Source organism: Mesobacillus sp., from assembly GCF_047739415.1.
Lineage (GTDB): Bacteria > Bacillota > Bacilli > Bacillales > Cytobacillaceae > Mesobacillus.
The window spans coordinates 1-10,551 of record NZ_JBIQOE010000029.1 but is presented as its reverse complement, the minus strand read 5'-3'; the positions used below and the strand labels follow the sequence as shown (position 1 = coordinate 10,551).

The following is a 10,551-nucleotide window of genomic DNA, read 5'->3' as shown; positions in this document are numbered from 1 at the left end:
AGGATGAAATCTACTATTTTAATAGAGGGCTATTGATGTTACTGTGAGAATATTAACAGTTAACAATCTTTGTTGCTGTTACAATGTCAATAATCATAACTTCTATAATTGGAGTTGACACTAATGGTAAAAAGCATAATAAAAGACCAATTAAATAGACCGCTACGCGACTTGCGTATTTCTGTTATAGACCGATGCAATTTTCGCTGTCAGTATTGTATGCCTGCTGAAATTTTCGGACCTGATTTCGCGTTCTTGCCTAAAAGCGAACTGCTGTCTTATGAAGAAATCGAGCGTGTGGCCAAATTATTCATTGAACTAGGTGTAGAAAAAATCAGGCTTACAGGCGGCGAGCCTTTAATGCGCAAGGATTTGCCGATTCTCGTAAAAATGCTGAATGAGATTGAAGGATTAAAGGATATTGCTTTGACCACTAATGGTGTAATGCTTCCGAAATATGCTGAGGAACTGCATACTGCAGGCCTGAAGCGGGTCAATATCAGTCTGGACAGTCTAAAAGATGAACTGTTCGGCCAAATCAATGGCCGGAATGTTGGTGTCGGACCGGTATTAAAAGGAATTGAAGCAGCGAAGAGAGCTGGTTTGGGTGTGAAAATCAATACGGTAATCAAAAAGGGGCTCAATGATACAGAAATTCTTCCAATGGCAGAATTCTGCAAAAAAGAAGGCCTGGAGCTTCGTTACATTGAATACATGGATGTAGGCAGCACGAATGGCTGGAAAATGGATGATGTGATCACAAAGAAACAGATCCACGACATAATCAGCGAGCACTATGAACTAGAACCAGTTGATCCGGAATACTTCGGCGAGGTCGCTAAAAAATATCGATATAAAGGTACTGATATCAATGTCGGCTTCATTTCTTCGGTATCAGAGTCATTCTGCTCAAGCTGCACAAGGTCACGTTTGTCTGCGAACGGCCAGATTTTCACATGCCTGTTCAACGGCAATGGCCACGACATCCGCGACTTCATGCGCGCCGGTGCTTCAGATGATGAACTTCGGGCACGCATTACGGACGTCTGGAATCATAGAGCTGACCGCTATTCCGATGAACGTACCGCTGAAACAGTTGCGAACAGAAAGAAAATCGAAATGTCCTATATTGGCGGCTAAGACTCCTTTGGGGGTCTTTTTTTGTTGATTCCTCAAAACATAATAGTTTGCTACTCATTAGGTCACGGATACGTCAGTGGCCTCCACTTCGTTTGAAAATTCTTGATACGCAATATACTTAGGGGCCAATCACGCTTCTGTATTCTTCTGGTGTCTGGAAAATTTGGGTATACTATGTTTCCGGACAAATGGTTTATGGGTATACATAAATCTACTATAAATTTGTTGGAGTATACTGGAATGATAAAAAGAAGACTTGAATTTCTATTTGTATTTATTTTAATTGCATGTTTTTATATTGTATTTTTTACTGATTTTAGCCAGGCGCTCAAAGTAACAGCCATATTGGTTTATGCGGTGATCATCTTTATTAGCATGTATTCATTGATGCTTGAAAATCGTTCGGCACAGCACACGCTGATGTGGATATATGTCATGCTGCTTTTTCCTGTAGGCGGTTATTTCTTCTACCTATTCTCAGGGCAGTTGTATTTGAAGGGTTATTTATATAAAAGCAAGCGTACGAGAGATCGTGACCAGTGGGAAAAACTGATGAGGAAGGAAGAGTCGAGGGACCTTTCTTTTCTGGTCGAGAATCAGCAGTGCTTTGCGCAGTATGCAAAGAATGCAACATTGACTCCGATTACAACTGCTTCCAGGGCAAAAATCCTGAAAAATGGGGAAGAGACTTTTACGGAGATTAAAAAAAGGCTGAGAGAAGCTAAAAAGTTCATACACATGGAGTATTATATCTTCAGGTCTGACAGGCTTGGCAGAGAGATTATGGATATTCTGATTGAAAAAGCGCGGCAGGGTGTCGAGGTGTTGTTCATTTTTGATGCTGCGGGAAGCATGAAGATCGCGGCCACAGATTTAAAGGATATGCAAGAATCAGGCATAAAAGCGGCTCCCTTTTCTCCGCTCAAGTATGGATTCTTCAATCAGAAATTTAATTTCCGCAACCACAGGAAAATCGTCATTATTGATGGGGAAATCGGTTTTACTGGAGGGTTGAATGTCGGAGTTGAATACCTAGGGGAAGATGACAAAATCGGTTTCTGGCGTGATACTCACATGCTGCTGACAGGAGAGTCAGTATATACTCTGCACAATGTGTTCTTGCTTGATTGGGAATATATTAGCGGCGAGAAAGTCCTGGAGAACCATCGGGCGGAGAAAAAACCTCATGATGATGATGAGCTGGATGGTGCGATCCAGGTGGTGCCAAGCGGTCCAGATACACAGCAGGGAATCATGAGTGATTTTTATTATACGATGATGTCCTGTGCAACAAAATCGATTTGGATTGCCACACCTTATTTTGTCCCTGATGAAGCTATCCGCACTGCATTGAGAGTGGCAGCAGCAAAGGGGATTGAAGTAAGAATCATGGTACCTGAGATCAATGACAGCTATCTGACGCAATATGCAAGCCGTTCTTACTATTCGGAGCTATTGCTGAACGGTGCTGAAATATACTCATACAAAAAAGGCTTTTTGCATCAAAAGGTCATCATTGTCGATGGAAATATCGCTTCCATAGGCACAGCCAATTTAGACATGAGGAGCTTCCATCTGAATTTTGAAGTCAATGTCTTCCTTTTTGGTACAAGCTCAATCAGGGATCTTGTGGCTCATTATGAAGAGGACCTGGAAGAATCAGAAAAAATTAGTCCTGTTCAATATCATAAGCGTGGGTTATGGGAACGAACAAAAGAATCCTTCGCGCGGCTATTTTCCGGTGCTTTATAATAGCCAGTATAGAAAATGACCCCAACTTTTAATAGTTGAGGTCATTTTTTATTGTATCGGAAATTATAAAATGATTTCGTTTTGGATAACTATATGGTTTTTCTTAATCCAGCTCCAGCGCCTAGCCCCTTGAGTCGCTTGTCTAGCTGCGGCTCCTAACTCCTCGAGATGCTTCGGGCCTGCCAATGAAGTCAAAGAACGACTTCACTGTCAGGCCCTCCAGCGCTTGTCGGAGTTGAGCAGTCGCCTCCGCTTTTCGAATTGTCTAGCTGCGGCTCCTAACTCCTCGAGACGCTTCGGGCCTGCCAATGAAGTCAAAGAACGACTTCACTGTCAGGCCCTCATCGCTTGTCGGAGTTGAGCAGTCGCCTCCGCTTTTCGAATTGTCTAGTTTCGCCTCCTAGAAACTCCGAAACTTCAACTCCGCCGGCAGAAGCAAAAAGCGTTTCTTTGTCGGAGTCTCCAGTTTCTGCGTTTCTGGGCAGTCGGATATAGTTTCGATTTCGGTCCGCCCAATGAAGTCAAAGAACGACTTCACCGGTTGGCCCTCCGAGGCACACGAAGTGCTAGACCCGCCAGCCACAGGATAAGGAAAGCTTCGAAGCGATTCATCGCACGACCGAAAGCGGTAGCTTTTGGGAGGACGTGGCGTTATAAGGCGGGCAGCGCTTGTCGGGGCTGAACGAGGCGCTTCCGCTTTTTGTTCTTGGTCAGGCAATATACCTTGGGAACAGTATGTTGTTTTCTAGATGTACATGCATGAATGTATGGGATTCCAGTGCTTCAAGTCGCTTGTATACTAAACGATAGGTACCGCAGGCATCGATTGGCGGATTGAAATCATCGGTGATTTCACGCATTTGTTTTAGGATTGAGCCTGCATGATCGTGTTCCTTTTCAAGCTCTGTAATTTCTGCGATCATTTCAGAACGTTTTTCTTCATTAGCAGTTTCAAGCTGAAGCAACAGCGGGAAGACAGTCGCTTCTTCTTTTGCTGTATGCTCTAAAAGCTCCTTCTTCAATTCGTAGAAAAGCTCATAGACTTTCAACAGCTCTTCGTGGCGGTCGCCATGAACTTTTGCAACCTTAGTTACATACGGACTGAGCAATTTCAACTCTTCTTCAAGCTCGCGGTGGTATTTGTTCTTGATATGGTCGATCAATTCCTCTGAGTCAGTTTCTGTCCAAACCTCCATGCTTTCAGCAGCGCCGTTATGCTTTCGATATAGTTCTTCGAGTTCAGTCATGATTGCAGGTACATCCAGGTTCTGTTCACCAGCCGCTTCTGCTAGAGGACGGTTTCCGCCGCAGCAGAAATCTAGTCTGTTCTGCTTGAATAAATCACTTGATTGAGGGAATATATTGACAATATCTTTAACTAAAGAATTTTGATCAAAAGGCATTTTCATGTAAGAAACCTCCAGTAAATTATTTAATACTGTTTACATACTCATCATAAAGGAAATGGTTTTACTACTTGGTGATGCGCATCACACTTCACAAAAAATCTACATATTTTTGAGGAATTTTTTGAGATAATACTGTGAGGTTTGTTATGTTTTCATTTTTACATTACTCTTATAATGATAAGGGTAAATTTAGAAGTTAAGCCTGCAATAGGAGCTGATCATATGTTAGAGAAAAGAAACCCTATTCCGATAGGAGAGGCAGTTAAGAGAGTGATGGAGCATAAGAAAAACGGCTCCACTGAATATGTTTCAATCAATGAAAGCTACGGGCGCTATCTTTCAGAGGACTTGAAAGCCACCAGCGATGTACCGCATTTTGACAGAGCTCCTTACGATGGATATGCAATCCGTTCTGTCGATACAGTGGAAGCAACCCAAAATCACGCTGTTGAGTTTGAAGTGGTAGATCATATCGGAGCGGGTATGCTTACGGATAAAGAACTTGGGCCATTCCAGGCGGTCAGGATTATGACAGGAGCACAGATGCCTGTTGGTGCAGATGCTGTTGTCATGTTTGAATTGGCCAGGGAAATCGAGCGTGACGGAAAAAAATACATGGCAACAAAGCGAAAGCATAATGAAGGAGATAATGTTTCCTACCGTGGTGAGGATGCGAGGGAAGGGGAAGTGCTTGTTAAAAAAGGCACGTTCATCAATCCGGGGATCCAGGCGATGCTGGCGACTTTTGGATATGCGAAAGTCCCTGTTTCAAAGAAGCCGGTGATAGGACTTTATGCAACAGGAACTGAATTGCTTGATGTCGATGAACCGCTTGAGCCAGGTAAAATCCGCAACAGCAACTCTTATATGATTTCAGCTCAGATTCTTCGAGCTGGAGCAGAAGTAAAATACTTTGGCCAGCTTCCTGATGATTTTGATACATGCTTTGATGCAGTAAGCAAAGCTATTGAGGAAGTGGATCTATTCATTACGACCGGCGGGGTTTCCGTCGGGGATTACGACTATCTTCCAGAGATTTACGCTAAGCTGGGAGCAGAGGTGCTGTTCAATAAAGTAGCGATGAGACCGGGCAGCGTCACTACTGTAGCTCAGCTTGACGGCAAGTTATTGTTTGGCCTGTCAGGAAACCCTTCGGCATGCTATGTTGGCTTTGAATTGTTCGCTCGTCCAATCATCAGGACGATGCTCTTCACTGAAAAGCCTCATTTGAGGAAGGAAAAAGCGATTCTTGATGACAATTTCCCTAAAGCAAATCCATTTACTAGATTTGTAAGGAGTGCTCTTAGAGTCGAGAATGGCAAACTTGTAGTGACACCTAGCGGCCTGGATAAATCGAATATTATCATGAGCCTCTCTGGAGCTAATTCCCTCATGATTCTGCCTGGCGGTACAAGAGGCTTTGAAGAAGGATCAGAGGTGGAAGTTCTGTTGCTGGAGGACCATGTGGGCAGTGATTGGCCTTGGTAAAACCGGTGCTGTTCCAGGTTGCGGGATACCAAAACAGCGGCAAAACGACACTTACCCTAACATTGATCCAGCAGCTGGCTGCTAAAGGTCTGAAGGTTGCGACAGTCAAGCACCATGGTCATGGCGGCAGGCCGGAAGTTGTTGAGGGAAAGGATTCCGACAAGCATGTGAAGGCAGGAGCAGCTGTCTCTCTTGTAGAAGGGGGCGGCCGGATGGTTATTCATGCTGAAAATGATAAATGGTCTTTATCTGAAGAAATAGACATGCTATCCTTCTTCAAGCCTGATGTAATCTTGATAGAAGGTTATAAGAAAGAGCCCTATCCTAAGGCTGTCATCCTGCGTGATGAGAGCGACCTGGAGCTAGTGGAAAAGCTGCAAAATATCCAGGTGGTTTTATGCCGGAATGCGGAGTTGGCAAACGTGTTAAAGGGTTTGTCTTTCCCTGTATTTGAAATTGATGATGGAGTCAACTGGATTTTAGAGTACATCAGCAGTACACACTAGGTGATTTCCTTTAGTCATTAAATCCTTAGCAAGAAAAAGTTCTTATTTTAGACATATACGGCGACTTTTGTCACTGTCACTTCATAATTACCCGTTTAGAATGTTAAATGGGGTTCATGTTGTGAGATATGTGTGAGGTGAGAGCGATGGAAATGCTACAAATCTTTTTATGGATTGTGTATCCGTATTCGGTTGCGGCAATAGTGGCGATGGGGCTCGTTTGGCAATACGATGCATCAAGAGAAGAAGGAACACGTTCGAAAGCAGGAAGGCTTCTGCTGGTCGTCGTGAAAACACTAATGGTTGCCAGCACAGCAACGGGCATTGCCATCGTGTTTTCTAGCAGCATAGCGTACGAACCAGTATTGCTGTTTAGATGGCTCATCAGCCTTGCCCAACTGCAGCCAGACATGAGCTTGGTCATGGGCATTTCCATTCTCTCAAAGGTGCATTTCATTATTGTATTCCTGTTCCTATTGAGTCTGGCATTCACGAAAGAAATTTATTATTTATTAAAACCGCATTTATATATAAAGAAAATCTTTTTAAAACTGCATTTCGAAAGAAGAGGCTGAATTTAGGGATTTGTTATAGATTGAGTAACGAAGTTAAGTGAAGCCCGGTCAAATAATTCTACTTGTTAAGTAATTGGCGACATAAAAAAACGCTTAGGGGTTCCTAAGCGTTTTTCCTTATTTTTGGCCACCTGCTAATTGGTATTTATCGGAGACTGTGAAATTGTCGTCTTGTAGAACATAAGGGTGTGTTTCCATCAAAATTTTTATGAGATGGTCTGGCATTTTCTCCCCTTCGTAAGCACAAATCAGTGGGAAAGAAAGTGAATTTACAGCTTCGTCTACTATTCTTTCAAAATCTTCAATTATATGCAGTGGGTCTTTCATCGTGGCCCATTCAACATGTGCCCAGGATCGGAAAGAGATATCATTTTCTATAAATGGCTCCACCATCTTATTAAAGTAATCCAGGATTGCAGGAGGATGATAACTGCCACTGGAATAATAAAAATCAAAGTTGTTTACCCAATGAACAAATTTCATTTGATCTTCAGCTAATCGAGAACTGAGTTCTTTGTTAATTAAACGGAATAGAGGTTCATTTTCAATGAAAATAATATAATCTCCCGCCATAACGCCGTCTTCTATATAACTAACTGCCTGCTCAATGTATTTATCCAATTCATTATAGGAATACAGGACATGGACGCTCCGTTGATTTTCAAACAACTTATTCATATTGTTTTTCAAGTGATCACCCCTTCTTTCCAGTTATCGTACAGTTTACTACACTTCAGTTTATAAAGAAATGGCTGTACAAGTGGAATTCCTAACTAAGGGGCTCAAGCTTTTTGTTACGAAGAATGAACTAATACCTTTAATGAAATATTGTTTTTGACAGTTCGGTGTCATTTGGATATCCACACTAAAAAATGTGATGTGTTTCACTTATCCATTCTTTTGTCTGCATTATATTTAAGTTAGAAACATAAGGGAGTGTTCATTCATGAAGTTATTTATGCCAAAACAGCATGGGGCCTGGGCGATGTTGATTATCCCTTTCTGTCTTGGAGCAGCGGCAAGTGAAATTGTCTGGCAGCATATCCCGTTTTTTATCGGGTGGCTATTACTATATTTAGGAACATATCCGCTTCTATTGATGTTCAAGAAAAAGAAAATCCCGTTTTATCGTAAGTGGGCGCTTATTTATATATTACCAGCGCTTGTGTTCTTAATGGTTCCATTGTTCACGACGCCAACAATCGTAACCTTCGGCCTTGCTATGATTCCGTTTTTCATGCTCAATGCATACTTCTCTGCTAAAAATAAAGACCGAGCGCTATTCAATGATCTAAGTGCCATCGTTGTTTTCTCAATTGCCGGACTTGCGAGCAGTTATCTTCCAAATGGAGAAATCAATGAGAATGCGATTCTCGTTTTTGCTGCAGCGATACTATTTTTCACCGGAAGTACATTTTACGTAAAAACAATGATCCGCGAAAAGAAAAATAGTCAATTCAAATGGATTTCCTGGACGTACCATCTCCTGGTACCGATTTTATGGCTTGGAGCTGGAGAAGCAATCGTCGCGGCAGCTGCCATACCTAGCTTAATCAGAGCTGTTGCGTTTTACGGTAAACCACTTTCTGTCATGAAGGTAGGGATATACGAAATCGTGAACGCAGTTTTGTTTTTTGTCATCATGCTATTTGCGATTCTGTAACTACCACCAATGAAAAAGTAAAGCCGCCAGTGATGAACTGGCGGCTTTTGCTATTCAATATTGCATATCTCAATTGGGCAATTCTCACAATCTATTTCTCTTTTTAGACGATTGAGTGCATGGACGGTAATGAATCCTTTATCAATTGATATGATATTGCTCTTCCTTAGCTCGCTCAATAATCTGTTTACGACTTCGCGCGATGTTCCGCAAAAGTTTGCAAGCTCCTGGTTTGTAAGGGATACATTAATTTTAACACCTTCATCCGTTTTGATTCCATAGCTGTTTACCATCCGAATCAGGGTGGAATACAAAGCCCCTTTTTTACCGTGAAGGACGAGATCCCTGAACCTTGTTTGCGATTTGCGGTGCTGCAAGGAAAGCCACTTAACGAGTTCCAGTGCCAGCCCGCTATCCTTTTCAATTTCAGCCTCCAGTTTCTCCTTTTGTATAACCGCCACCATCCCGCTTTCCGAGGCGCGGGCATTCAAGATATGCTGGGATGCTGGGCTGAACAATGATAATTCTCCAACCAGTTCGCCAGCTGAACACATTCTGATTGTTAACTCGCGTCCATCTAGGACCATTTTGCTGATCTGAAATTTTCCGCTCTGTACAATGTACAGCTCATCTGCGTTATTGCCTTCTTCAAAAAGGAAGCGTCCTTTATCAATACTCTTGATTCTGTGGACTTTTTCAAAAAGTTTATTCAAATTTGGTGACAACGTTGTTGCAGTCAACATATGAATACCACCTTATTAACGGGAGTTTTATACTCCCTTCCGTATCTGATATTAATATAATTATATTGTAAATCATACAAAGCCAGCAATAAAATTGTGAATTGTTCACATATTGTTAATAAATGTGTTGCGTTTTTCTCCCTTTGTTTTTATAATAAAAAGAAATTTATTTATAAATATAAATTATTTTGATTATTTATACATAAGTTGAAAGGAGGTTGCAAGTGAAGGCATCGATTATTGGTACCACCGGATATGGTGGTGGAGAATTAATACGAATCCTGGCAAATCATCCAAATATCAATATCCATTCAATCCACACAACAAGAGATGAAAAACCAGTTTCTGAAGAATATCCCCATTTAACAGGAATTTTTGATAAGGTCCTCACCAAGATTGAAACTGACAAAATCGCCGAGGAATCAGACATTGTGTTCCTGGCAACCCCATCAAAAGTTTCCGGAAAGCTTGTAGAATCATTTCTCAATAAGAATATTAAAGTCATTGATTTATCAGGTGACTTGAGATTGAAGGACGCATCAGCATATGAGGCATGGTATAAACATGAATCAGTCGATACTTCTATTCTGGTTAAAGCAGTATACGGACTAAGCGAATGGAATAGGGAGCAGATTATGACTGCAAGCCTGCTGGCCAATCCAGGCTGCTATCCGACCGCAGCGCTCCTTGGGCTGGCACCTGTTCTGACAGAAAAGCTGATTGAATCGAATAGTATTATCATTGATGCTAAGTCCGGTGTATCCGGGGCAGGCAGGTCTCCCTCAATGGGAACGCTATACGCAGAGTTGAATGAAAATTTTAAAATTTACAAAGTTAATGAGCACCAGCATATCCCTGAAATTGAACAACAGCTGAGTCTTTGGAATGGTGAAGAGGTAAGGGTAACCTTCAGCACACATTTGATCCCTGTCACAAGAGGAATCATGGCCACAATATATGTTCAGTTAAAAGAAGATCTGGATACTTTGAGACTGCTAGATTTATATAACGAAACATATGATGGGCACCCATTCATAAGAGTAAGGAAAAATGGAATATTCCCGTCAATCAAAGAGGTCAAGGGCTCGAACTATTGTGATATTGGACTGCATGCGGACAGCAGGACAGGAAGGCTGACGATTGTGTCGGTTATCGATAACTTAATGAAAGGTGCTGCTGGGCAGGCGGTCCAAAATGCCAACATTATGTTTGGGTTTGAGGAAAGTGCAGGGCTTAAGATGATTCCACTGTATCCATAAAGGAGGATAATATGTA

11 protein-coding genes are annotated in these 10,551 nt (G+C 42.0%); 7 read left to right on the top strand and 4 right to left on the bottom strand.

Annotated features, from left to right (window positions below; translation table 11 throughout):
• Positions 1 to 123 precede the first annotated feature (123 nt).
• Both moaA and cls read left to right on the top strand, forming a co-directional pair.
• Entirely contained in the window at positions 124 to 1,140 is a 1,017-nt protein-coding gene (gene moaA, locus ACH0QE_RS02120) for a GTP 3',8-cyclase MoaA (protein ID WP_415799095.1), read from the top strand.
• Between the two features lie 240 nt (positions 1,141 to 1,380).
• Positions 1,381 to 2,892, top strand: coding sequence for a cardiolipin synthase (gene cls, locus ACH0QE_RS02115; RefSeq protein ID WP_415799094.1), 1,512 nt, complete (start codon positions 1,381 to 1,383; stop codon positions 2,890 to 2,892).
• A gap of 400 nt (positions 2,893 to 3,292) precedes the next feature.
• Here cls and ACH0QE_RS02110 read toward each other — a convergent pair whose 3' ends face one another.
• Positions 3,293 to 3,430, bottom strand: coding sequence for a hypothetical protein (locus ACH0QE_RS02110; RefSeq protein ID WP_415799093.1), 138 nt, complete (start codon positions 3,428 to 3,430; stop codon positions 3,293 to 3,295).
• A 172-nt stretch (positions 3,431 to 3,602) separates the two neighbouring features.
• Positions 3,603 to 4,301, bottom strand: coding sequence for an iron-sulfur cluster repair di-iron protein (gene ric / locus ACH0QE_RS02105; RefSeq protein ID WP_415799092.1), 699 nt, complete (start codon positions 4,299 to 4,301; stop codon positions 3,603 to 3,605).
• Between the two features lie 222 nt (positions 4,302 to 4,523).
• On the opposite strand from ric, the gene glp reads away from it, so the two are divergent.
• The 3 genes from glp to ACH0QE_RS02090 all read left to right on the top strand — a co-directional run bounded on the left by glp (position 4,524) and on the right by ACH0QE_RS02090 (position 6,870).
• Positions 4,524 to 5,789, top strand: coding sequence for a gephyrin-like molybdotransferase Glp (glp, locus tag ACH0QE_RS02100; protein ID WP_415799091.1), 1,266 nt, complete (start codon positions 4,524 to 4,526; stop codon positions 5,787 to 5,789).
• Positions 5,777 to 6,295 carry a molybdopterin-guanine dinucleotide biosynthesis protein B gene (gene mobB, locus ACH0QE_RS02095; protein ID WP_415799090.1) on the top strand — a complete coding sequence of 173 codons (519 nt, stop codon included), beginning with the start codon at positions 5,777 to 5,779 and terminating at the stop codon, positions 6,293 to 6,295. Before glp ends, mobB begins: the two co-directional genes overlap by 13 nt.
• A 146-nt stretch (positions 6,296 to 6,441) precedes the next feature.
• Positions 6,442 to 6,870 carry a respiratory nitrate reductase subunit gamma gene (locus ACH0QE_RS02090; RefSeq protein ID WP_415799089.1) on the top strand — a complete coding sequence of 143 codons (429 nt, stop codon included), beginning with the start codon at positions 6,442 to 6,444 and terminating at the stop codon, positions 6,868 to 6,870.
• Between the two features lie 117 nt (positions 6,871 to 6,987).
• Here the strand turns inward: ACH0QE_RS02090 and ACH0QE_RS02085 are convergent, their stop codons facing one another.
• Positions 6,988 to 7,560: an MEDS domain-containing protein gene (locus tag ACH0QE_RS02085; protein ID WP_415799087.1), complete on the bottom strand. Its 573-nt coding sequence runs from the start codon at positions 7,558 to 7,560 to the stop codon at positions 6,988 to 6,990.
• A gap of 256 nt (positions 7,561 to 7,816) precedes the next feature.
• Between ACH0QE_RS02085 and ACH0QE_RS02080 the strand changes: the two genes are divergently transcribed.
• Positions 7,817 to 8,533, top strand: coding sequence for a YwiC-like family protein (locus ACH0QE_RS02080; protein WP_415799086.1), 717 nt, complete (start codon positions 7,817 to 7,819; stop codon positions 8,531 to 8,533).
• A gap of 50 nt (positions 8,534 to 8,583) precedes the next feature.
• Here ACH0QE_RS02080 and ACH0QE_RS02075 read toward each other — a convergent pair whose 3' ends face one another.
• Positions 8,584 to 9,276 (bottom strand): Crp/Fnr family transcriptional regulator, encoded by a 693-nt coding sequence (locus ACH0QE_RS02075; RefSeq protein ID WP_415799085.1) that lies wholly within the window; start codon positions 9,274 to 9,276, stop codon positions 8,584 to 8,586.
• A 224-nt stretch (positions 9,277 to 9,500) separates the two neighbouring features.
• Here ACH0QE_RS02075 and argC point away from each other — a divergent pair, with 224 nt between their 5' ends.
• A complete protein-coding gene (gene argC, locus ACH0QE_RS02070; protein ID WP_415799082.1) occupies positions 9,501 to 10,535 on the top strand; it encodes an N-acetyl-gamma-glutamyl-phosphate reductase in 1,035 nt (344 codons plus the stop codon).
• The last annotated feature ends 16 nt before the right edge of the window (positions 10,536 to 10,551 follow it).

What these genes read in the sequence shown, in the direction of transcription:
- glp (WP_415799091.1), top strand. Translation starts at nt 4,524, where the DNA reads ATGTTAGAGAAAAGAAACCCTATTCCGATAGGAGAGGCAGTTAAGAGA.
- ric (WP_415799092.1), bottom strand. Translation starts at nt 4,301, where the DNA reads ATGAAAATGCCTTTTGATCAAAATTCTTTAGTTAAAGATATTGTCAAT.
- ACH0QE_RS02080 (WP_415799086.1), top strand. Translation starts at nt 7,817, where the DNA reads ATGAAGTTATTTATGCCAAAACAGCATGGGGCCTGGGCGATGTTGATT.
- ACH0QE_RS02075 (WP_415799085.1), bottom strand. Translation starts at nt 9,276, where the DNA reads ATGTTGACTGCAACAACGTTGTCACCAAATTTGAATAAACTTTTTGAA.
- ACH0QE_RS02090 (WP_415799089.1), top strand. Translation starts at nt 6,442, where the DNA reads ATGGAAATGCTACAAATCTTTTTATGGATTGTGTATCCGTATTCGGTT.
- moaA (WP_415799095.1), top strand. Translation starts at nt 124, where the DNA reads ATGGTAAAAAGCATAATAAAAGACCAATTAAATAGACCGCTACGCGAC.
- cls (WP_415799094.1), top strand. Translation starts at nt 1,381, where the DNA reads ATGATAAAAAGAAGACTTGAATTTCTATTTGTATTTATTTTAATTGCA.